The sequence below is a fragment of the Parabacteroides sp. 20_3 genome (genome assembly GCF_964238835.1).
In the GTDB taxonomy this organism is placed as follows: domain Bacteria; phylum Bacteroidota; class Bacteroidia; order Bacteroidales; family Tannerellaceae; genus Parabacteroides; species Parabacteroides distasonis.
This window is the reverse complement of record NZ_CAXSNO010000011.1, coordinates 35792-60137: the sequence shown is the minus strand read 5'-3', so window position 1 is coordinate 60137 and position 24346 is coordinate 35792. Positions and strand designations below refer to the sequence as shown.

Annotated in this window: 18 protein-coding genes; 7 read left to right on the top strand and 11 right to left on the bottom strand. The window is 44.5% G+C overall.

The window, feature by feature from the left end; translation table 11 throughout:
- The first annotated feature begins 1 nt into the window (after position 1).
- Together ACESPU_RS19705 and ACESPU_RS19700 are read left to right on the top strand one after the other, a co-directional pair.
- On the top strand, positions 2-763 hold the full coding sequence (locus ACESPU_RS19705) for a glycosyltransferase family 2 protein (RefSeq protein ID WP_009018694.1): 762 nt from the start codon (positions 2-4) through the stop codon (positions 761-763).
- A 23-nt stretch (positions 764-786) separates the two neighbouring features.
- The gene (locus tag ACESPU_RS19700) at positions 787-3291 is read left to right on the top strand and encodes a YfhO family protein (RefSeq protein ID WP_057326728.1); all 2505 of its coding nucleotides are present in this window, start codon (positions 787-789) and stop codon (positions 3289-3291) included.
- 43 nt (positions 3292-3334) lie between these two features.
- On the opposite strand, the gene ACESPU_RS19695 is transcribed toward ACESPU_RS19700, so the two are convergent.
- The 7 genes from ACESPU_RS19695 to rpsO all read right to left on the bottom strand — a co-directional run bounded on the left by ACESPU_RS19695 (position 3335) and on the right by rpsO (position 10598).
- Complete coding sequence (locus ACESPU_RS19695; RefSeq protein WP_005864127.1) at positions 3335-4462, bottom strand: glycosyltransferase; 1128 nt, start codon at positions 4460-4462, stop codon at positions 3335-3337.
- Between the two features lie 102 nt (positions 4463-4564).
- A complete protein-coding gene (ahcY, locus tag ACESPU_RS19690; protein ID WP_011966979.1) occupies positions 4565-5983 on the bottom strand; it encodes an adenosylhomocysteinase in 1419 nt (472 codons plus the stop codon).
- 162 nt (positions 5984-6145) lie between these two features.
- Positions 6146-6901, bottom strand: a complete 756-nt coding sequence (locus ACESPU_RS19685; RefSeq protein ID WP_009018690.1) for a glucose 1-dehydrogenase — start codon at positions 6899-6901, stop codon at positions 6146-6148.
- A gap of 112 nt (positions 6902-7013) precedes the next feature.
- Entirely contained in the window at positions 7014-7832 is an 819-nt protein-coding gene (locus ACESPU_RS19680) for an AraC family transcriptional regulator (RefSeq protein WP_009018689.1), read from the bottom strand.
- Positions 7833-7925: 93 nt separating this feature from the next.
- The gene (locus ACESPU_RS19675) at positions 7926-9575 is read right to left on the bottom strand and encodes an AMP-binding protein (protein WP_158532919.1); all 1650 of its coding nucleotides are present in this window, start codon (positions 9573-9575) and stop codon (positions 7926-7928) included.
- Positions 9576-9587: 12 nt separating this feature from the next.
- Positions 9588-10169: a helix-turn-helix domain-containing protein gene (locus ACESPU_RS19670; RefSeq protein WP_036613898.1), complete on the bottom strand. Its 582-nt coding sequence runs from the start codon at positions 10167-10169 to the stop codon at positions 9588-9590.
- 159 nt (positions 10170-10328) lie between these two features.
- A complete protein-coding gene (rpsO, locus tag ACESPU_RS19665; protein ID WP_005864132.1) occupies positions 10329-10598 on the bottom strand; it encodes a 30S ribosomal protein S15 in 270 nt (89 codons plus the stop codon).
- A gap of 170 nt (positions 10599-10768) precedes the next feature.
- Between rpsO and typA the strand changes: the two genes are divergently transcribed.
- Positions 10769-12565 (top strand): translational GTPase TypA, encoded by a 1797-nt coding sequence (gene typA, locus ACESPU_RS19660; protein WP_122369621.1) that lies wholly within the window; start codon positions 10769-10771, stop codon positions 12563-12565.
- Positions 12566-12666: 101 nt separating this feature from the next.
- Here typA and ACESPU_RS19655 read toward each other — a convergent pair whose 3' ends face one another.
- The 3 genes from ACESPU_RS19655 to ACESPU_RS19645 all read right to left on the bottom strand — a co-directional run bounded on the left by ACESPU_RS19655 (position 12667) and on the right by ACESPU_RS19645 (position 18831).
- Positions 12667-14415, bottom strand: coding sequence for an LruC domain-containing protein (locus tag ACESPU_RS19655; RefSeq protein WP_195205655.1), 1749 nt, complete (start codon positions 14413-14415; stop codon positions 12667-12669).
- Positions 14416-14624: 209 nt separating this feature from the next.
- Positions 14625-16316: a hypothetical protein gene (locus tag ACESPU_RS19650; RefSeq protein ID WP_005864135.1), complete on the bottom strand. Its 1692-nt coding sequence runs from the start codon at positions 16314-16316 to the stop codon at positions 14625-14627.
- 265 nt (positions 16317-16581) lie between these two features.
- Positions 16582-18831: a trypsin-like peptidase domain-containing protein gene (locus tag ACESPU_RS19645; protein WP_158532917.1), complete on the bottom strand. Its 2250-nt coding sequence runs from the start codon at positions 18829-18831 to the stop codon at positions 16582-16584.
- 125 nt (positions 18832-18956) lie between these two features.
- Here ACESPU_RS19645 and ACESPU_RS19640 point away from each other — a divergent pair, with 125 nt between their 5' ends.
- A complete protein-coding gene (locus tag ACESPU_RS19640) occupies positions 18957-20585 on the top strand; it encodes a fumarate hydratase (protein ID WP_005860810.1) in 1629 nt (542 codons plus the stop codon).
- Between the two features lie 90 nt (positions 20586-20675).
- Here the strand turns inward: ACESPU_RS19640 and ACESPU_RS19635 are convergent, their stop codons facing one another.
- Positions 20676-20834, bottom strand: coding sequence for a hypothetical protein (locus tag ACESPU_RS19635; protein WP_008778786.1), 159 nt, complete (start codon positions 20832-20834; stop codon positions 20676-20678).
- Positions 20835-21094: 260 nt separating this feature from the next.
- Between ACESPU_RS19635 and ACESPU_RS19630 the strand changes: the two genes are divergently transcribed.
- From ACESPU_RS19630 to ACESPU_RS19620, 3 genes are all read left to right on the top strand, one after another.
- Positions 21095-22786, top strand: a complete 1692-nt coding sequence (locus ACESPU_RS19630; protein WP_373133606.1) for a tetratricopeptide repeat protein — start codon at positions 21095-21097, stop codon at positions 22784-22786.
- 112 nt (positions 22787-22898) lie between these two features.
- Positions 22899-23249 carry a DUF3244 domain-containing protein gene (locus tag ACESPU_RS19625; RefSeq protein WP_005864139.1) on the top strand — a complete coding sequence of 117 codons (351 nt, stop codon included), beginning with the start codon at positions 22899-22901 and terminating at the stop codon, positions 23247-23249.
- A gap of 75 nt (positions 23250-23324) precedes the next feature.
- Positions 23325-23921, top strand: coding sequence for a hypothetical protein (locus ACESPU_RS19620; protein WP_005864140.1), 597 nt, complete (start codon positions 23325-23327; stop codon positions 23919-23921).
- The last annotated feature ends 425 nt before the right edge of the window (positions 23922-24346 follow it).

The window sequence follows — 24346 nt, the reverse complement described above, 5'->3', positions numbered from 1 at the left end:
AATGAATCAGCAACCTACATTTTCGATCATAACGATCACCTATAATGCGGAGCGATGGTTGGAGCGTACGATATTGAGCGTACTTAGCCAGTCGTATCCGAATATCGAGTATATATTGATTGACGGAGCGTCGAAGGATAAGACCGTAGAGATCATCAAGCAATATGAGTCCGGTATCGCTTCTTGGATAAGCGAGCCTGATAAAGGCTTGTATGATGCTATGAATAAGGGATTGAAGCGGGCTACAGGGGATTATGTGTGGTTCCTGAATGCGGGGGATACACTTTATACCGCAGATACCGTGCAAAGAATTGTGGCGTCTTTGAAAAAGAAAGTATCTTTGCCAGACGTGATTTACGGAGAAACCCGGATCGTTGATGCGGAGGGTAGATCATTAGGGATGCGCAGATTGAAAGCACCGGAGAAACTGACTTGGAAAAGTTTTCGGATGGGAATGTTGGTTTGTCACCAGTCGTTTATATCAAAACGGGAGATCGCTCCGTTATATAATACGGAATACCGTTTGACGGCGGATTATGATTGGTGTATCCAATGTCTGAGACGATCGAAAAGAATACATAATACACGTTTGATCCTGTCTAATTTTTTGGAGGAAGGGTTAAGTAGTGTGAACCGGAAAGCTTCCTTAAAGGAGCGATATGAGGTCATGTGTAAGTATTATGGCAAGGTGTCGACGATTCTGTTGCATGGTTGGTTCGCCGTGAGATTCTATTTTGCCAAATGGTTTAAAGGTAGAGTATAAACAATAAATTATAGATAAGTTTTATGCGGAGTATAATGAGTAAATGGGGAAAACATATCGCAGCGATAGCCGTATTCTTGGTATTGACGGTGATTTATTTTTCTCCGGCCGTATTTGAGGGTAAGGTCGTCCGGCAAGGGGATACGGAAAAGGCTATCGGTATGGGGAATAGCCAGATGGATGAATATGAGAAGACGGCCCAACCGGGAGAATTCAGCGCATGGTCTGATGCTATGTTTGGCGGAATGCCTTATGTGTCGGGATATGGCAATCCGGCTCCACGATTTCCCGGATATCTTTTAGTGGAGAAGCCTTTAAAAGCGCTGGGGTATATGGATGCGGGGATGGTGTTTACCGGATTCGTTTGTTTCTATATCTTGATGTGTGTCATGGGCGTAAATTGGTGGTTGGCGATCGCTGGTGCTATCGCTTTCGCTTTAGCGTCTTATAATCTGATCATTATAGAGGCCGGCCATGTCACGAAAGCGTATGTAATCGCTTATATGCCATTAACGTTGGCGGGTATGGCCCTGTTGTTCAAGCGTAAGTATTTATGGGGGGCGGTCGTGTTCTTGTTGGGTGTCGCTTTCTCTATCGCGAATACGCACCTGCAAATCACTTATTATTTATTATTACTTTGCTTCTTCGTTTATTTGGGATATTTGTTCAATAAACTGAAGGAAAAAGCTTATAAAGAACTGGGTACGGTAACCGCTATTATGGCTGGATGCGTGATATTGGCGGTGTTGCCGAATGCCCAGAATATGTATGCTCAATGGGATTTGGGACAGAACTCTATCCGTGGGGCTACGGAATTAACGACAACGACCCCTTCGGGCGAGAAGATCTCTTCCGGCTTGGACAAGGATTATGCGTTCGCTTGGAGCTATGGAAAAGGGGAGTTGTTGACCTTGTTGGTTCCGAATGCCTATGGTGGAAGTTCGGGTGGAATGCTAGGCCCGGATTCTGAGTTATATAAGGAATTAAGGGCGAAAGGCGCTCAAGTCGGAAAAGAGGTACAGGCTCCTACCTATTGGGGAGAGAAGACATTTACTTCCGGGCCGGTTTATTTCGGGGCATTGGTCTGCTTCTTGTTTGTTCTGGGAATGTTCGTGATCCGGAATCCGATGAAATGGTGGTTATTCGGAGGTTCTGTCTTTTTGATATTGCTGGCATTGGGACGTAATTTTGATAACTTCAATGACTTTATGTTCCATTACTTGCCGATGTATAATAAGTTCCGTACCGTAGAGATGGCATTGGTTATTCCGGGTATGGTATTTCCTATTATCGCTATATGGGGATTGAAAGAGGTGTTATCCGAGACCGTGAGCGATGCCTTGTTGAAGAGAGGATTGATCGCTGCTTTGGCTATCACGGGGGGGCTTTCTTTAATCCTTTGGTTGATGCCGAGTATGCTGTTGGATTTCCGTTCTTCTTTCGACGCTCAATATCAGTTGCCGGATTGGTATTACAACGCCTTGTTAATGGATCGTGCTTCCTTGGCTTCGGCGGATGCGTTGCGCTCTTTGGTCTTTATCTTATTAGGGGCGGCTTTGTTGTTCTGGTTCTATACCTCGAAAGATCGGAAAAAGGTGGCGACATTCGTAGGGATCGGTGTTGCGGTCTTGATGTTGGTTGACTTATGGACGGTGGATAAACGGTATTTGAACGATAGTAACTTTATCCGCCAGAAACCTACAGAGGTATATAAAGAGACGGTAGCCGATCAAGAAATCATGAAGGATAAGGACCTTTCTTATCGTGTCTTGAATTTGAATAATCCTTTCTTGGAGACAACGACCTCGTACTATCACCATTCCGTCGGTGGTTATTACGCCGCGAAGCTGAGACGGTACCAAGAACTGATCGACCACCGTCTGCAAGGAGAGCTTAACTCGGTTATCGGGGCTTTCCAGAAAGCGCAGACCGCGGAGGATTTGATGGAGGCGTTCGCTGCTTGCCCGTCCTTGAATATGCTAAATACACGTTATATTATCTATAATCCGGAGCAACCGCCTTTGAGGAATCCGTTTGCTTTCGGCAACGCTTGGTTTGTGGATAAAGTGGAGGTCGTGGAGAATGCGGATGCGGAAATAGCGGCGTTGAATACGATTAATCCGTTAACGACGGCGGTTGTCGATAAACGTTTCGCTGACGAGGTGAAAGGTTTCACGCCTCAATTGGACTCTACCGCTACGATAACATTGGATAGTTATCGCCCTAATAAGTTAGTTTATACGACGAAGACGAATTCTGAGCAATTAGCGGTATTCTCTGAGATCTATTATCAACCGGGATGGGAGGCTACGATTGATGGGAAGCCCGCTTCTCATTTCCGGGCGGATTGGATATTAAGGGCTATGTTAGTTCCTGCGGGAGAGCATCAGATCGTATTTGAGTTTAGACCGCAAGGTTATATTACGGCGGCTTATATTACTTCTTTTAGTTCGTTGATTATCCTGTTGTTATTGATTGGTGCGGTAGGATATTCGATTTGGAAAGCTAGAAAGCAAAAAGAGATATAAATTCCGGTTGGTTGTAGATACGGGGCACGCCCCGTATCTACAACTAGATGAAACCGCTATTGATAAAATCGAGCAGTTTTCTCGTTAGGGTTTCCCACGAGAGGGCTGCTTTTTCTTTGGATATGTTCGCAGGGATGGTGGCTTGCTGTGAGGGGGTGAAAAGTTCCTCGATACCTTGGGCGAGGGCCGTTGCGGATATCTCAGGCACTACGATGCCTGTACCCGGCTTTTCGATGCTGTTCTTGAAATCGCCTACGGGAGTACTTAACATAGGTAAATCGTAATTGTAGGCTACGGATACGACACCGCTTTGAGTGGCGGAGCGATAGGGGAGTACCAAGGCATCCGCCGCTGAGAAATAAATGGGGATTTCCTCGTCGCTGATATATTCACAGTGGACGAATATACGTTCTTTTGCCGGAGATGCATCGATCAGAGCCTGATACTTCTCGAAACTACCGTAACATTCGCCGGCTATAATGAGATGGTAATCCTCGTTAAGCTGTCCCATCGCTTCTATCAGCAGATCTAATCCTTTATAATCCCGTATCAGTCCAAAGAATAGAAGATTCTTTTTGGACGGATGGATTCCTAATTTCCGGCACGCCTCGTTCTTGTTGATCTTACTCCCGAAATGATTGTAAAGCGGGTGTGGGTTCTGGATATATTTAGCGCCCGGGTAAAGTTTCCGCAAATCATACCGCACGTTATCGCTCATCACGATAAAGCCATGGCATTGCTTGAAAAGTAACGAAGCTAAAGGCTTGTCGAAGAAACGCGGCTCATGGGGAATCGCATTGTGGATAAGGGTGATTACCTTACAATGCTTTTTCATCCGATTCGCTACGTGGGCGTATCCGGGAACGAAAAAGGACATCCAGTAAGAGATAATCAGTACGTCCGGCGCATAGGAACGAATGGCGTTTACGGTACTGAAATAACTAACCGGGTTGACGCTATCTAATACTCGCACGCTCTCGATTTCGATCGCACGGTCTCCCGCTTCTACGTATTGAGTCTTGCCGGGAAATAAGATATCCGGATAAAGACGTTTGAAGTTGAAAGCCTTTACTTCATGACCTTCCTTTACTAATTCCGTATAAAGCATCCCGCTGAATTGGGCGATACCGCCACGATAGGGATAAATAGGGGAGAGAATAGCGAAACGCATGGTAATTGAAAATTAAGAATTGAAAATTGAAAATTAAGAATCGAGAACTACAGGAGCTGCCCTCCCTTCATTATCAATTCTCAACTTTCAATCTTCAATTAATTAGTATCTGTAATGATCAGCCTTGTACGGTCCTTCTACCGGTACGCCGATATAATCAGCTTGCTTTTGTGATAATGTAGATAATTTCACGCCGATACGTTCCAAGTGTAGGCGGGCAACTTCCTCATCCAAACGTTTCGGCAAACGATATACGCCTACCTCATAGGCCATTTGCCATAAATCCATCTGGGCAAGAACTTGGTTCGTAAATGAGTTGCTCATTACGAATGACGGGTGTCCCGTAGCGCAACCTAAGTTTACCAAGCGTCCCTCTGCCAATAAGAAGATGGAGTTTCCGTTCGGGAACGTATATTTGTCCACTTGAGGCTTGATATTCGTGTGCTTGATATTCGGATAGTTGACAAGCTTATCCACCTGTATCTCGTTGTCGAAGTGACCGATGTTACATACGATCGATTGGTCTTTCATCTGTGTCATATGCTCGATCGTGATGATATCGCAGTTTCCGGTGGTCGTAACGAAGATGTTACCCTCTTTCACGGCCTCTTCCATGGTCGTAACCTCGAAACCTTCCATAGCGGCTTGCAGGGCGCAGATCGGATCGATCTCGGTCACGAGTACACGGGCCCCGTAAGAGCGCATGGAGTGAGAGCAGCCTTTACCTACGTCACCATATCCGGCAACGACTACCACCTTGCCGGCGATCATAACGTCCGTAGCCCGCTTGATGCCGTCCGCCAAAGACTCACGGCAACCGTATAGGTTATCGAACTTGGATTTCGTCACGGAGTCATTAACATTGATAGCCGGAACCAGCAACTCACCTTTCTCCATCATCTGATACAGACGGTGAACGCCGGTGGTCGTCTCTTCCGACACACCTTTCATCTCGGCTACCGTACGGTGCCAACGGCTGTTATCTTCTTGAAGGATACGATTTAATGTATCTAGAATTACCTGTTCCTCATGATTACCGCCTTTGCGGTTGATGGTCTCCGCATCGTTCTCTGCACGATATCCCATGTGAATCAGCAAGGAAGCGTCTCCGCCATCGTCAACAATCATGTGAGGGCCTTTACCTTCCGGGAAACGAAGCGCCATGTCCGTACACCACCAATACTCCTCCAGCGTCTCGCCTTTCCAAGCGAATACCGGTACGCCATCAGCCGCGATAGCAGCTGCCGCATGGTCCTGTGTGGAGAAGATGTTACAGCTAGCCCAGCGAACGTCCGCTCCCAACGCAACTAATGTTTCGATTAACACCGCCGTCTGAATAGTCATATGCAGTGAGCCGGTGATACGTGCGCCTTTCAAGGGTTTCTGATCGGCGTATTTCTGGCGTAGCGCCATTAATCCCGGCATTTCGTGTTCGGCGATCTCGATCTCTTTGCGACCGAATTCAGCCAAACTCATATCTGCCACTTTATAAGGCAGATTAGTTGGAAATAATTGTGACATAAATTAATACTATAAATGGTTGAGACGCGAAGGTACGAAAAAGCGTTGATAGTAGGTGTTCTTTATCTATGAATTTCCATCTAGGGCAGAGGCTTGCCGAGGGGTAGGTGGGTTCGTTACTGCAACGGCGTTGCAGTATTGGACTCTCTGTAGTTTTGCGATTTAATGAATACTGAAGGCTCCATCTACCAATAGCGCGTGGCCATCGACGAAGCTCGCTTGCGGGCTGCATAGCCAAAGTACGGCGTTGGCGATCTCTTCCGGTTTACCGAGCCGCCCTGCGGGAATGTCGCGCACCAGCTCCTTCTCCAAGGAAGGGTCACGCCGCATTAAGTCTTCCGCCATCGGCGTACGGATAACGCCCGGACATACGGCATTGATGCGGATGTTCTTTGCCGCATAGTCGATAGCGGCGGTACGTGTCAGTCCGATAACGGCATGCTTACAGGCTATGTAGGCCGCTTGCCCCGGAAATCCCGTGACTCCGCCTTGCGATGAGGTGTTGACGATGGCGCCGCCGCCTTGTTTCAGCATTTGCAGGATCTCATAACGCATGCAGTTCCAGACACCTTTCAAATCCACAGCCACGGTACGGTCGAATTCATCGTCGGTGATTTCCGCCATTGGGCGTTGCGGTGTTTGTATGCCTGCGTTGTTAAGAGCCGCGTCCAGTCTTCCGTAGGTAGCTACGATCCAGTCGATCATCTCTTTTACGGCTTGCGTGTTTGATACGTCGCACCGATACGCTACGGCCTTATGTCCCTCGGCTACTAATTTCTCTACCTGTTCTCTCGGCTCACGGATGTCTGCCAATACGGTTATGTATCCAGCCTTGGCGAAGGCTTCAGCGCAAGCGAGTCCGATACCCATCGCTGAACCGGTTACTAAAGCTACTTTCTCTTCCATTGTCTTTGTCATGATCATTTGATTTACATTTTGTTATTATTTATGTCGCGAAGATAAGGAGGGAGTGGTATGGAGGCTTTGTTATGTGGTTCAAATAGCTTTGTTGTGTGGCCCATTATAAATATTATATATCCTCGGTTGGCGGTACGCCATACGCTATCTTATAGATTTTCGAGAAATGGGAAAGGTTCTTGAAGCCTACCTCGAAACAAATCTCCGAGACCTTACGCCCCCCTTTACGTATCAGCCCGTGTGCGGCTTCAAGGCGGCGTTGGATGAGCCATTCCCGGGGCGAGAGAGCGCTACATTTCTTGAAATCACGTTTAAATGTGGAGAGACTGCGTCCCGTATAGTTGGCGATTTCTTCCATGGAAATATCGTTCATATAATTCCGCTCCATGAATTCCAGTATGTCTATCTTCCATGGATCGGTAAAATCGAAGATAGAGGCATATAGATTCTTGTCGGTATTGAGCAACACATAAACGCCCTCGACCATTTTTAGTTGCAGCAATTCGTCTGTCGGTTGGATCTTGGAATTGAAATAAGGGGTCATCGACTCAAACAAGCTTACGATATCGGGACGGTTGGACGGTAGCTTGTAAAGGCTTACCTGATCTCGCTTGGCATCTTTAGGGAGAGTATTTCGATCTAATTTGCTGTAAAAGTCGCGTAGGAACTTCATGGTGAACATCAAGAAGATCGCCTTGAACTGCTCGCCATTCCATGCTTGTTTCGTCATCTGCACGCTGAAGTCCTTGCGGATGAAAGCGCATTCTCCTTTATGTAACCGGGTGATTTGGCCTTTCTCGTCGATTACCATCTCTCCGGAATATACATACACCAACACATGCGAATGATTCCGGTGCAGGCAGCTCTTTCCGCCATCGAAATACATCGCTAAAAATAAATCCGAGTAACGCAGTGTGTTGATTCCGTCCATCGTTCTTTAGGAAAATGGGCGACACGGGAAGATCGTGCCGCCCATTATGAAGATTTTAAAGTAACTGTCAACTGTTAGCTGTCCACTAAATCGTCAGGCCGGCGTGATACCTTGCTCTTGCAATAGTTTCAGCCCGAGGTCTTTCAACTTGAACTTCTGTATCTTTCCGCTTCCGGTCATCGGGAAGGTATCGACGAAGAAGATGTATTTCGGGATCTTATGCCGGGCGATCTTTCCGCGGCAGAAGTCTTTCACCTCTTCCTCCGTAGCCGTCACACCATCGTGAAGGATGATAAAGGCACCCACTTCCTCTCCATATTTCTTGGAAGGAACAGCGGCTACTTGCACGTCTTTCACGCCGGGGAAATGATAGAGGAACTCCTCCAGCTCACGTGGATAGATATTCTCGCCTCCACGGATAATCATATCCTTGATACGGCCGGTGATACGGAAGTTTCCATTCTCATCACGAACGCCCAAGTCGCCGGAATGCAGGAAGCCATCCTTGTCGATCGCTTCATTGGTAGCGGCTTCGTTTTTATAGTAACCTTTCATGTTATTATAACCGCGGTTACACATCTCGCCTTGTACGCCAACAGGACATTCCTCGCCGGTCTCCGGATCGATAACCCGTACCTCGGTAAATTCGAACTCATGGCCTACGGTATTATAACGCACCTCGGCCGGATCTTCGATACGGGAGTGGGTCATACCCGGTGAGGTCTCTGTCAATCCATACACGCTGGTTACACGCATATGCATCTTCTCGTCCACGGTTTTCATGAGTTCAACCGGGCAAAGAGAACCTGCCATAATACCGGTACGTAACGACGTGAGGTCGAACATCTCGAACATCGGGTGGTTCAGCTCGGCAATGAACATGGTAGGCACGCCGTACACGGCCGTGCAACGCTCTTTATGTATAGAAGCTAATACCAATAGCGGATCGAATTTCTCGACCATCACTTGCGTACATCCATGCGTCAATACGTTCATGGAAGCTAATACCACGCCAAAGCAATGAAAGAGAGGTACACAGCAACAAAGCTTATCGTCGGCGGTGAATTTCATATGCTCACCCGTCAAGAAACCGTTGTTGGCGATGTTGTAGTGAGTCAACATGACCCCTTTCGGGAAGCCGGTCGTACCGGAAGTATATTGCATATTGACAACGTCGTGGCAATTTACTCTCGCTTTGGCAGCCTCTAAGGTCTCATCCTTTATATTTTGTCCGAGGAGCAACATCTCGGGCGTATTGTACATACCCCTGTATTTCTCCTGTCCGATATATACTACATTTCTCAAGCGTGGGAAACGCTCGCTTTTCAAATACCCCCGTTGAGAGGTCTTCAATTCCGGCAACATGGCATAGACCATGTCCACGTAACTTCCATCAAACACGCCGTCAGTGATACACATCGTATGGATATCGGCGTTCTCTACTAGGTATTCCAGCTCGCTTTGTTTATAGTTCGTATTGATCGTGACCAATACGGCACCGATCTTCGCGCCTGCATATAGGAATGTCAACCAATCCGGTACGTTCGTCGCCCATACGCCGACATGTGTGCCATGGGTGATACCGATCGCCAACATACCTTTCGCCATGTCGTCCACACGCTTGTTGAATTCGCTCCAAGTGAAACGTAAGTCACGGTCTGAATAAACGATATACTCCTTATCCGGTGTATTCTCGGCCCAATGTTCCAGCCATTGGCCAAGGGTTCTGTTATGTAATTCCATAAAACGCCGGATTTAATAAGGTGTATAGACAACTCCTAAGATTCGAGCCCTGTTGTCGGCTGCCGCATGTACATGATGCGCCACGATAGAATCATAATAGATGCTATCGCCTTCCTCTAGGATATAGGTGTTCTTTCCGTAATTGATCTCTACGACGCCACTCAATACGTAGATAAACTCTTCTCCCTCATGCGTGGACAGGATGAAATCCTCGCCTTCCTCGGAGGGAGCGATCTCGATCAAGAAGGGTTCCATATGGCGGCCGGACTTATCTTGCGAGAGCGAGTGGTAATCCATATGCTTGTGCCCTTGTGTCGCATTGTTCGTGAACCCGATACCATCGGCCTCGCTATCCTTTTTGCGGCATACGACCGGGCCTAGCTCCGCTTGGTCATCCAAGAATGTACCCAAACGTACCCCTAATACCCGTGCTATTTTGATAAGAGGGGCCAAAGATGGAAAATCCAAGTTACCCTCGATACGTTCTATCTGTTCGATACCTAACCCGGAGCGTTCGGCTACTTCCTCGATAGAGAGCTGTTTCGATTCCCGGATATTTTTAATTTTCGCGCCTATAATTTTGTTGTTTCCCATGTGTATGATTTGTTATTTATAGTCCTATAATGTTTGATAAATTGATACTAAACGGCGCAAATTTACATTAATATTTTATTATATCTAGGATTAAGGCAAATAAAAAGGGCAATTCCCGATTGGGATTGCCCTTTTTAATATTCTCGCATAAGCTTTTTCTTACTTTCTGATACCAAGTTCTTTGATGATAGCGCGGTATCTCTCGATGTCAGTCTTGATCAGATAGTCCAATAAACGACGACGTTTACCTACCAACATCTTCAATGATCTTTCCGTAGCGTAATCTTTGTGATTCACTTTCAAGTGCTCTGTCAAGTGAGAGATACGGAATGTGAACAATGCGATTTGGCTCTCAGCAGAACCTGTGTTAGTTGCTGATTTGCCATACTTTTCAAATAATTCTTTTTTCTTCGCTGAATCTAAATACATGATTCTTTTTACTTTAATAAATTAATACTATGTTATCTAAGCGGTCGCAAAGGTAGGCATTCCTTTTTGATTTGCAATAGATTCTACTATCTTTTTTGTGTTTTGAAGCATGAATGTCATATATATATCGTAAAAATATCGTATTTTTGCAGCCAATAAATTAGTCTTCAATGCAAAAGATCAGAAACATTGCGATTATCGCGCACGTAGACCACGGCAAAACGACGCTCGTGGATAAGATGTTATTAGCCGGTAAGCTTTTCCGTGAAGGACAGGCAGAACCGGATCAGTTCATGGATAACAATGATCTGGAACGGGAACGAGGTATCACGATTCTTGCCAAGAACGTGTCTATCAATTATAAGGGATATAAGATCAATATTATTGACACTCCGGGCCACGCCGACTTTGGTGGCGAGGTGGAGCGTGTCTTGAATATGGCGGATGGTTGTTTGCTATTGGTAGACGCCTTTGAGGGGCCTATGCCGCAGACTCGTTTTGTTTTGCAAAAAGCGATTCAATTGGGTTTGAAGCCGATCGTGGTAATTAATAAGGTGGATAAGCCGAATTGCCGCCCGTCGGAAGTGCAGGAAATGGTATTCGACTTGATGTTTAGTCTGGATGCTACCGAGGAGCAGCTTGACTTCCCTACTATTTATGGTTCCGCCAAGCAGGGCTGGATGTCCGAGGATTGGAAGGAGCCGAAAGAGGATATCACGGCTGTGCTTGATGCGATCATCAAGTATATCCCCGAACCAAAGATGTTGGAGGGTACTCCGCAGATGTTGATTACTTCTTTGGATTATTCTAAGTATGTAGGTCGTATCGCCGTAGGACGTGTACACCGTGGCGAGTTGAAAGAGGGCCAAGATGTCATGCTTTGTAAGCGTGATGGTAGTATGGTGAAATCGAGGATCAAGGAAGTGGATGTATTTGAGGGCTTGGGACGTACGAAAGTTGATTCCGTGCAGTCCGGGGATATTTGCGCTATTATCGGTATCGATGGTTTCGAGATCGGTGAGACAATCGCCGACGTGAACGAGCCGGAGCCATTGCCAACGATCGCTATCGACGAGCCTACGATGTCTATGCTTTTCACGATCAACAATTCTCCGTTCTTTGGTAAGGATGGTAAGTTTGTTACTTCCCGTCATATTTTTGACCGTTTGCAGAAAGAATTGGATAAGAACTTGGCTTTACGCGTAGTTCCTACTGATTCCGCTGATTCTTGGTTGGTATATGGTCGTGGTGTGCTTCACTTGTCTGTATTGATCGAGACGATGCGTCGTGAGGGATACGAGTTGCAGGTAGGTCAGCCTCAAGTTATCATCAAGGAGATCGATGGTGAGAAATGTGAGCCGGTAGAGCAATTGACGGTGAATCTTCCGGAGGAATGCTCTAGCCGTATTATCGATATGGTAACGAAGCGTAAGGGCGAGATGACCATGATGGAAAGCAAGAATGGTCGTATGCACTTAGAGTTCACGATTCCTTCCCGTGGTATTATCGGTTTGAACAACGCCGTATTGACCGCCTCTGCCGGTGAGGCTATCATGGCACACCGTTTCTTGGAATATCAACCGTGGAAGGGTGATATTGAACGACGTATGAATGGTTCGATTATCGCTATGGAGACAGGTCAGGCTTTCGCTTATGCCCTGAATAACTTGCAATCCCGCGGGCGTTTCTTCATCGCCCCGGGCGAGGAGGTTTACGCTGGACAGGTGGTCGGAGAGCATACCAAAGACAATGACTTGGTGGTAAATGTCACCAAATCCAAGAAGTTGACGAATATGCGTGCCTCTGGTTCGGACGACAAAGTTTCCTTGGCTCCTCCTGTCGTATTCAGCCTAGAGGATGCGCTTGAGTACATCAAGGGCGATGAGTACGTAGAGATCACCCCGAATAATATGCGTATGCGTAAGATCATTTTGGATGAGACAGAGCGTAAGCGCCAAGGTAGATAAATTCTTCTATTGAATAAATATAAAAACGGCGACCTTTTAAAAAGGCCGCCGTTTTTACTTGTTATAGGATTTTAGAGATCCTTCAATGGGTTTGCGCAACTTCATTCTTTATTTTCCGGATCTTTCTTCTCTTCATCCGAAGTCGTGAATTTTATTACAAGCGATTCATCTTTAGGAGTCTCATACCAATCTCCGTGCGCTTTGCGGTAATCCTGATCAAAATTATAGGCATCGTCAATACTCTTATTCTCTATACACCAATGGAAAGGTTTATTTTCCGAATAAGGGATATCCAACACATATGGGTATAGATCCGTATTCTTTACGTTTTTACTTACCGGTCCCTTCCCGTTATCAATGTAAGGCATGATCAGTTGAGTTGAGCTATATGTTAATGTCTTTGTAATCCCACTTTCCGGTTCCTTGTCGAATTTTCTCACATTGACATATCCATTGACATCGGAGAAAAAGGGAGTTAGTCCATTGGCGTCCTTAAATCCAAATTGGTTGTGGAATGTACAGCCTTTAGCCAGTAACTGGGCATAAACATCTGCGGTACTCTTATCGGTATATGCTGTGATGCTATAATATATGACAGCGTCATTGAAATCGAAATCGCCTTGGTTTGGATAATTATCTTCGAACAAGAGGAATCCTTTCTTGTTCGTTTGCGATTCTATGACGGGAGGGGTTACCGGCTCTGCCGGCTCGATGGCAACGGGATTACTTTCGATTAGACAAAGCATATCGTTGTAGTCTCCATCATAGGCCCTATAGTTTGGGCAGCGATTTTCCATTCCCAGTACATTTCCTTCAAAATCACCTTCTTGAATGTGGTGAATGAAGCCGTTTGCTACGTTTTTCTCTATTTTGAAAGAGGAATTACCATATTTTAAGGTATGGCCTACGTAATTATGGGAGAATGTCCCATTATCTGGTACTTTATTGTTATCCGGCCCATTTAATGCCGGAGTGGAGAACTGTGGACGGTCTGTGCCTCGATATACGAAGCCGACGTTGAGCCCCTTGTCGAATCTTCCTAGGGGGATTCGGGTATATTCTCCTGTCTTAGCCTTTGGCTGTTCCTCTTTGGAGTAAAAGATATAATTCTCGCCTTGGTTGATCATATTGAAGTCAATGACTTGGATGGTGCCATTAGTCTTTCCATAGAAGGTGCAGTCGTCTAAAGTGAGATTCTCCATCTTCTCGAAGGGATATGTATAGAACCAAATTTTACCATACATATTGTCTTTGGACATTCCTCCATCGCTTATATAGGTCAGCCAAATATCCGCTTTCTCAAAGCTACTGGTAAAAACGGTTTCCGTGATTTTTAGATCAGAGCATCTATATAAATCCTCGCTTTTTACATTGTATGCCTTTTCTGGAAAGTATTTGTTATTGATCAAATGAAGGACTTCATCACTGATCGCACTTGTAGCCCGTAAACTACTTTTGGTATCGCTGCCGATCGTGATGTCCTTTACATCACTCTCGATAAGTTCCCCATCTCCTCTTAGGATATAGAGTTTCTTTACGTGTGTAGGTACTTCCAGGGCCATATGGATCGGAGTTTTACCACTTAAATAAGACTCCTTGACTAAAGCGCCCTCTTCATAAGGATATTCGTAATAAATAGAATATACGGTCCCTTCATGCTGAGAAGATATGTTAACCTGTATGTTCTCGAAATTCTCGAACTGGGCTATGTAATCTTCTTCTTCTTTGGTAGGTTCTTTCGGATCTACCGTGGGGTCTTCTCCTTGAAAAATGTCATGTTTAACGCATGATCCCATTAGAAAGAGCAGACAAAATACCCACACCATTTGTTTCCAGATTTGTGATCTCATAATTTCTTTACCCTATTTGATTAATATTTACAACAACTTTATTAGATTTTGCAAATCTACGAATTTATTTCATGAAAAATCATTGATAATCAATATTTATTTCAAGCTGTTACGCTTTTATCAAATGTAGGATTGGATGGTGGGATATAAAAAAAGACCCCATCCAAAAGGATGAGGTCTTTTTCTTATTTAGAAAGAATATTTTCTAATTATTTTACTAAAGCTGCGAAGTCAGAGTTAGTCGCGTATTTAGCGAACTCTAAGTCGATAGCAGCTTCCTTAGCCATGTTCTTATCAGCGGCGATAGCAGCCTTCAAGTTGTTGATAACACCGTTAGCGTCGTTCGTACGAGCGGCAACAACAGCCTTCAAATAAGAAGTTACAGCGTCAGGATTAGCGACACCGTTCAAAGTCTGAGAAGCCTTGCTGTAATCCTTAACCAAGATCTGAGCCAAAGCAGCGTTGTTAGTCTTAACAGAACCGAAAGAGTTAACAGCCTTAGCATATTCGCCTTGCTCTAAGTAAAGAACGCCAAGAGCCTCGCTCAATTCGTTTACGCCGGCAGCGTTACCGAACAATTGTTGAGCCTTAGCTTGGTCACCCTTAGTTAACGCGATCAAACCTAAGTTCATGTTAGCGGAAGCGTTATTCTTAATAGAGTTAGACTTGTTGAACATTTGCTCAGCCTTAGCCAAATCACCAGCCTTGAATGCCATCATACCGATGTTGTTCCAAGTACGGTAGCAGTTAGGATACAATTCAGAAGCTTTTGTATAGATAGCCATCTTCTCACCGTCGTTGTTAGTCAATGTAGCGGCGTAAAGGATTTCCTCGATATTCAACTCAGAAGGATTGCTCTTAGCCAAAGCGCTGATCTCGTCGTCAGACTTACCGATGATCTCGATGTTAGCAGTCAAACGAGAACGACGTAATTGCGGAAGGATAGTCTCAGCCAAGTCAGAGTAAACAGCGGAGATATTCTTGATTTCTTTCTCTCTTGTCTCAGGATCTTGGTACATAGAGATCACACGCAATACTAAGTCTTTATCTTGCAAGTTAGAAGCAGAAACTAATTCCTTGAAACCTTCCCAGTCTTGAGCTGTGTAACGAGCGTCAACCGGAGCGTCAACCTTCATCTTCTTCAATTCCTTGTTCAAATATTTCGTAGTGTTTCCTTCACGATTCTCAGCCAACGTGTTGTTCAATTTGAAACCACCATCAGGAGAAGCGTAAGCGCTGATCTCGATAGCTACATTCTGGTTCGGAGCCTCGTCAGCGTTCTTAACAAGATCTTTCCATTCTTTGATAGCGTCAGAATTCAATTCTTTAGCGCGAAGGTTAGCTTGTTGGATCAAGAACATGATGTTAGCGTCATGAGCCTCTTTGATAATACGTTGGAATTTATCAGCTGCGATAGCTGCTGTAGCGGTAGCTGCGTCTGCCAATTCGGAAGTAGCGATAACGCCTTCACCGATCTTTACGTCCGGCAATTTAACAGTCTTGTTTTTGATCTTTGCGTCGAAAGTCAAATACAATTCTGATTTTTTCATCTCGGGTTTGTAAGTGAAAGAAGACTTCATAGTTACGTTAGCGCCTTCTTTTTGAGGGATTACTTGGTTGTTACCTTTTACTTTCTCACCTTGGTAAGTGTAAGAAGTGCCCCAAGCTTCGCCACCCTGGTAACGCAATACCGGAGTTACAGTTACAACAGCTTTCTTGTTGAACCATTTAGCGGGGAAAGTCGCGTTGATCGTTACAGGAACTTTGCCTCCGATAGCCTCTAGCGGCTGCGGCTCTGCTTTAATGTACTGTTCTGCCAACGGTTTCAACTTGTTTGAACAAGAAGAAAGAGTTAAAATGGCTGCCAATACGAAGAATGGCAATAAAAACTTTTTGTTCATAATCTTGATGTAAGTTTAAAATGTTACTATGTTAATATATTCACTTCCAAATTATCCCTTAGCCATTATCGTGCAAAACTAAAGTATTTTTTTGTTATGGATAGCAAAGAAGCGATAAAATCTTTTTAATTAATACTTATTAATGAATCCTAGGCTTGTTTTATACATAAAATATGGGTAGAATTATTGAAAAAATATGGCTGTGTACCTCTTGCCATTCTTTTCAATGGATGGTTTCCCAGAAGTCTTATTGTATATTTTTTGATTAAAATATAATCTTTTGTGTATAATGCTCCTCGCCATAGTGCACGGTTAGAAAGTAGACTCCAGATGTTAATTTTAGGAAATGGAGTGTAGCTTGCCTGTCCGTGATCTCTCCGTTTTCCGACACTTTTCCTTGTGCCGAGTGCAATGTATAAGTCGCTTTCTCTATTCCATCCGGCAAAACAAGGTGTACCATGCCTTTCTCCGGACCGAGATGAATGAGTACCTGCTCGTTCGCCTCGAGCTTTTCGTTGCTGACGGGGTTACCGTATTGAATGACGGGATCGATAAACAAGGAGGTGCTAAAACCTGCTTGCGTATATTCGGTAGCTTGTCTCCAGCCGTTTTTATCATGAACCCAAGCCGTATTCCGGGTCGTTTTGCCTTTGGGCAAATTGTAAGCGGAGAAATACGTGTTCTCCGGGACGCTCTTGAGCTTATAGCCGATGTAGAACTTTCCGCTAACGTTTACGGGCTTGGAGAAATGGATATAACTTTCCTGTGACCGATTTAGGGATTTAGCGGTCTCAATAAACGTATCGTCCAATATCGATTTATTGCTGTAGGTGGGTTGGAATGTTTCCGTATATAATAATGTAGAGGGCTTAGAGTCACCGCTGTAAACGGTAACTTCCACTTCCATTTGTTTGTAATTCGCTCCGGCAGGCGGTGTTACGAAATAAGCTCCGTATAAGGTACCCGCTTTGGCTACTTGGTAAGCTTCCGCGTATTCAGTGATATTGGCGGGGTTGTTCCCGAACAAATACGCTTTTTCAGACCCGGGATAGAGCGTACATTCGGCGTTTTCTTGATTACCGGAGTCATAGATGTTGCTCAACCGGAAACAAGGGGTTGATTTATACGGATCAAGTCCCTCGCAAACCTTGGTCTCGTCATCGGACGGGTTTAGCCAATATTTGAGCTGTCTCTCGGGGGTATCGATCGCGTCCCAGGGTTTCTTCAAAGAGAAGAAGTAATCATTCTTCGGACTATTCTCACTGGACTGCCCGCCGGATAACGCTCCGATAATCTCTCCGTCGGCATTGAATAAAGGAGATCCGGAGGAACCGCTGGCCGTATAACCTACTTCCCAAGTCTTGACATGTAAATGAGCGTTCTCGTAAAAAATCATGTTTGGATCTGTCAAGGTAAAGGGAGCCAGATCCTCATCGGATATACTGATTCGCTTTACCGAGTATTGGGGATGTTGGATGCACGTATAGGGGGCAGGTCCTACCTCTTGTGCGTTCCAGCCCGCGTAATAAGGCCTGTAATAAACCGGAGGTGTGGCGGTAAGTTCCAACAAGGCCATGTCTGCCATTTCATTAACCGCCTTGAAGTAAGTGGATGCGGTAGACATCTCTTCCGTTCCCCTTAGGATCGGGTCGCAGAAAGGGCTGTTGAAGTTGAAAAAGCAGACGATACTTCCGGCTATTTTCTCATAATCGGGGTTTTTCATCGTGAATTGCTTGTTTAGGCAATGGGAGGCGGTGAGTAGATAAGGCTTTCCGTCATTGTCCGTATTATTTATCAGTGTGCCCGTGCACCCTACACTTCCGTCTATGATCAGGAGAACGACGCTTTGCCCCCATTGGGCGTAATCGTTTGTCCCATCTTGATAGCAAGCTAACGGTGGAATTTTACCGATCAGTGAGGTGTTGTCTCCCGGTTCTAACCCCCGCAAGCTCCGGTAGCCATGGTTGACTTCCCCGACGGTCAGTCTTCCTTGAAAAGAGGCGTTGGCCGGTTCTTGATATTCTATGATCAGGCGATCCCCTTGGATAGGAGAGACCGGCAATAGGTTTAACTCCGAGTTGTTTAGGTGATTGAACGAGCCTAATATCTGTGTCTGGTCCTCATTATATAGGAAGAGCTGGGCGCCTTCGGGCAGTTCATATTCCGTGAAGAGCACGTTGATGGAAAGGGCCCCGGGCGAGTAGATCCCGAGTCTCCATACACGTGTCCCATCCGGCCCGGTGAAAGTTACGCCCGAGTTGTACCGATTGTAATCCGTTATGAATTTATAGGCAAAACGGAAACCGCTTCTTAGGTCGCTCTCATTCAGCGAGTTGATACGCAATTCCTCTTGGACGTCGAACGGAGGCATTTCTTTAAACATCTGTCCGTTTGTACTTCGCATGAGCGATAGCGGAAGCGGGCGGCCTCCGTGGCTAACCTGCGCTTTCAGATTTCCTTGAAAACCTAGCATCGTTAGCAGGAATACAATGTATAAAGAGGTCAACTTTTTCATATCGGGCAAATATAGCTATATTTCTTTACCCCATGATCTATATATCAAGTTTTTTCGCTAAGTTTGCCAATCGAAAAGTACGGACAAACTTAAATAAAACCAATATATAATTAAATTCTAAAGATATGGCAACACCTCCGTTTCACTACGAGCCGATGTTCCAAAAGGGACCGGACACAACAGAGTATTATTTGCTTACAAAAGATTATGTTTCCGTTTCTGAGTTTGAAGGAAAACCGATCTTGAAAGTCGCTAAAGAAGGTTTGACCGCTATGGCTAACGCCGCTTTCCGCGACGTATCATTCATGCTTCGCCGTTCTCACAACGAGCAGGTCGCTAAGATCCTAAGCGATCCGGAAGCTACGGACAACGATAAGTACGTGGCCTTGACATTCCTTCGCAACGCCGAGGTAGCGGCTAAAGGCGTACTTCCTTTCTGCCAAGATACCGGTACGGCTATTATCCACGGCGAGAAGGGCCAGCAGGTCTGGACCGGTTACTGCGATGAGGAAGCGCTTTCTTTAGGTGTTTACAAGACCTACACGGAAGAGAACCTTCGTTACTCCCAGAACGCTCCGCTGAATATGTACGACGAGGTAAATACGAAATGTAACTTGCCGGCCCAGATCGATATCGAGGCTACGGAAGGCATGGAGTATGAGTTCCTTTGCGTGACAAAGGGAGGTGGTTCCGCCAATAAGACTTATTTATACCAAGAGACAAAAGCGATCTTGAATCCGGGTACATTGGTTCCCTTCCTCGTAGAGAAGATCAAGACGTTGGGTACGGCCGCTTGTCCTCCGTATCATATCGCGATCGTGATTGGCGGTACTTCCGCTGAGAAGAATTTATTGACGGTGAAGTTGGCTTCTACTCGTTTCTACGATAGCTTGCCTACGACCGGTAGCGAGGGTGGCCGTGCTTTCCGCGACGTGGAGTTGGAGAAAGAGGTATTGGCCGCCGCTCAGAATATTGGCTTGGGCGCTCAATTCGGCGGTAAATATTTGGCTCACGATGTCCGTATCATCCGTTTGCCTCGCCACGGCGCTTCTTGCCCGGTAGGTTTGGGTGTAAGCTGCTCCGCGGACCGTAATATTAAATGTAAGATCAATAAGGAAGGTATCTGGATCGAGAAGTTGGATAGCCATCCCGGCGAATTGATTCCGGAGGAACTTCGTCAAGCGGGTGAGGGCGACGCTGTCAAGATCAACTTGAACCAACCGATGGCAGATATCTTGAAGGAATTGGATAAATATCCGGTATCTACTCGTTTGTCATTGAACGGAACGATCATCGTGGGCCGTGATATCGCTCACGCTAAGTTGAAGGAGCGTCTGGATCGTGGCGAGGATCTTCCCCAATACATCAAGGATCATCCTATTTATTACGCGGGCCCGGCTAAGACTCCGGCAGGTATGGCTTGTGGCTCGATGGGCCCGACGACGGCGGGTCGTATGGACTCATACGTTGACTTGTTCCAGAGCCATGGCGGTAGCATGATCATGTTGGCGAAGGGTAACCGTAGCCAGCAAGTTACGGACGCTTGTAAGAATCACGGCGGTTTCTACCTAGGATCTATCGGTGGCCCTGCGGCTATCTTGGCTCAGAACAATATCAAGAGCATCGAGTGCGTGGAATATCCGGAATTGGGTATGGAAGCGATCTGGAAGATCGAGGTAGAGAACTTCCCCGCGTTTATCTTGGTAGATAACAAGGGTAATGACTTCTTCAAGCAGATCAAGCCTCGTTGCTGATTCTTTGATCGGTAAAGATAAATGAAAAGCGGTATCCGGCGGCAAGCTGGATACCGCTTTTTTTTTAAAAAAAAAGTCGTACGTGTTTTTTTAATAGGTTAATCCCACGATCCACAACGGTAGTTTCTTGCCAGAGGCGAACTCCATATTGTCAGCCAAGATGAAGGAATCGGGGAGATCCGCTATTCTTATGATACGGGTGCTCGTTTGTGCCAGTAATCGTTCTTGTTTAATAAATAGGCTATCCATACGCTGATTGATTGAATGAGAAATATACGATTTGTTTAAGATAGATAGCAAAAAGTACCCAGATCTGTTAAGAGTAGAAAGCAAAACCTGTAAGTATCCGGTCGTAGCGTACTTTGCGTATTGGTTTTCAAAAGTTTGTATAAATATCAATGAAACTATTACACTTTAATTTTTTACCTTTGTTGCGTTTAAGTGATAAAACAGATTTCCAATGCCTCGTATATACATCCTCTTGATGTCGGTCTTGATCTCGGCTTTTTATGCTTGCGATCATCGGGGGAAGCCTTATCCCGCTACCCTGTTGCAGATCGAATCCCTTGCGGATACAAATCCGGAGGAAGCCCCCCCCTTTGTTGGATCGATTGCGGGATAGCCTTTCGTCCTTTGATGAGGAACAGCGTATGTATTATGACTTGCTCGACTTGAAGGTCAATGATAAGATGTATGTCCGGCATACTTCCGATTCCCTGATCAAGCGAATCACCGCTTTTTATGAGGTATATGGCGATCGGGATAAATTACTGGAGTCTTATTACTATATGGGACGTGTCTACCGGGATCTGAACGATGCTCCGGAAGCGTTGAAGTATTTCCAAAAGGCATTGGATGTGGCGGGAGATACGAGAAAGTACCGATTATTGTCCAATGTCTATTCGCAGATGGGGATGCTTTATGATTATCAGAATGTATATGAAGAGGCGATCCGTATGTATGAGAAAGCGGCTGAGTATAAATTACTGAAAGGAGATAGTACTAGTTTGTCTCTTGTGCTGAGAGATATTGCCCGGGTATATGATATGGTCGATAAGAATGACAGTGCGCTTCTCTATTTTCAAAAAGCGGCAATTATAGCGAATGAAACAGGAAATAGACATCGATATTCCGGTATATTGACTGAGCAGGGTGATCTTTACCGGGAATTGGGAATGTATGATAAGGCATTGGAATGTTTGTTTGAATCATTAAAAGATTCCGTAGGCCGGAATATGTACCCCACTTATTCTACATTGGGACATATTTATTTAGAGGTGGGAAGATTGGACTCTGCCGACTACTATTTAAGGAGATGCTTGGATAGTCCTGATTTATATGTTAGAGACGCTATTTATGAGTACTTGTCGTTTTTGTATGAGCGTCGGTTGAATTATCGGGAGGCTATTCGCTATGTCCGTCTTGGCCAGCAAGTGCAAGATTCCATCCGCAAGATAACCGATTCGGAGGAAATCCGTAAAATGACCTCTTTATATAATTATCAAAAGCGGGAAACTGAGAATTTACGGCTAAAGGGCGAGAATGACCGGATGCAGATTCGTATTTACCGGATATTATCCTTGTTCGGATTGGGGCTTTCGATAACCTTATTGTTTATATATAGACTGAAACGGCAGAAAGAGCGGTTGGCTAGGCAGTTTGAGGCGCTTCAGCGGGAAAAGCAAGAACAATATGAGAGAAGTTTTCAATATGTAGAAGCGAATAACGTGAAATTGAATGAATTGGGAACCTTACTATCTAAAGACCATGAAGATACAAATTCATTGCTTCATGTGCGAAAAGAACTTTTGCAAGTGACCAATGAACAAATACAGTTGCGGCGTACCGAGCGTGATTTGTTAGAGTCGGATTTAAGGCATTCGGATATCTATATGAAATTCCATTCCACGAATGAGGCAGATCAGATAATCAGGGAAGAAGATTGGAATGCTTTACGGAAGGAGTTAGATAAGACATACAATAATTTTACGAATCGTCTATATCAGTTATATTCGGGAATGTCATTGATAGAACTCCGGATTTGTTACTTGATAAAGATATCAGTCAAGGTAACTGATATGGCAAAAATCTTGGGTCGCTCCAAACCCTCCGTATCCTCATCCCGTAAACGGCTTTATAAAAAAATAAAGGGAGAGGATGGAACCCCGAATGAACTGGATGAATTAATCGCTGGTCTTTAGCCTTATACAACTCTGCGAACAAAAAGCGAACAAAAAGCGAACAAAAAGCGAACAGTGTTTTAGCCCCGAATCCAACCTTATCGGATACTTTTGCAGTCAAAAAATGAATGGGATGAAAAGATTTTTATTTTTGACTTTATTGAGTTGTGTATGCTTATGGACACATACGGTGGCTGGAAGAGAGCATAAGAATGAGCGTGATGAGGAAGAGGAGCGCTCTATTTCTCCTAATCCGGTAGAAGTGAAGATTGTAAATGATGGAATCATGTTCTATTTTATGAAGCCATTAGACAATGTGTTTATACAAATTGTTGATGATAGTGGGATGCTCGTATATGAAGAGTCTGTACCTCTTTCTACTTCTCAGAGCTATTGTATTTCCATGCAAGGTCTTTTATTTAAACCTTATTTAATAAGAGTAGAAGGAGACAACATCTATGAAGAGTTTTTTATTCTTTTCTAAAATTGAATGTGAGGATGATTTGTAATATTTAATTTCTTTGATTATTCAATGTTTAATTTATAAATAGTTTTTTGTATGAAAAAGATTCTAATTTTATCATGTTTGTTTTTGTTTTTTGTGTCTTCTTGTTCTAACCAAGAAGAGGTTATCGTAGGAGATGGTCTTGACTATGATAACATGAGTGAAGAAGATTTGAGGAAATGTGCGGAAGCTAATGGTGCAATTACGTGGAATCAGTTTATTGAACTTATGGGTGAATTTATGGAATCAGAACAATCCCCATTAATTGAGACTAAGGCTACGAGTGAGACTTTTAGTGTGACAGGATATGATAACACATTCTTAGTGGAAGAAAATAAAAAAGTTCTTATCAACAAATCACCTACAAATATTCCTACTGGTTATTACTTTTGTGATATCTATATTGTTAGAAAAATGGTGACCCTTCCGGACGGAACCCTGGGAGTAACTAAAGAGTCTCCAAAATGTGGATTTGATCCGAACTCAATTGGTGGGGGACTGCGAGGTTGTGCGGTAGATGGTCAAACAGGTAATAGATTCTATATGAAAACGGCTGCATATCAAGTTAAATATGATATGCTGGGGCGTCAGTGGAATCGATGGGATCCCAGTTTGAATGCTTTGGTTTGGAATTACGCTTATATTTATTAAACGTTACTGTTTGTGCAGGCTAAACGATGATCATGGCCTGGATATAAGGTTTATGGTCGTTTGTTTAGTCTGTACTAGGTTTGCTATCCGGTAATTTTAGTAATAACATAAAAATTAGTGATGAGGATGTTGAGAATTTCTTTGTTTTGTATTGTTATATACTGATTGATATGTCTCTCACTCATGGATTGATTTACAATGTCTGTATATTTGCCTCCTTTTTCAAGGTAACCAATGGAACTTGATAAATAGAAATGTTTTGTTTGTAAATACTCGATATCTAATGATATTTGATAAGTCGTTAACTTATGGGGGTATAAATCTATATTTGCACCTTTGACTCCTTTTGTTTGTAATTTCGAAAAAGCTAAGCCGTTTTCTAATTTAAATACTTGTGCGTTCAGATTAGAGATACATGATAATAG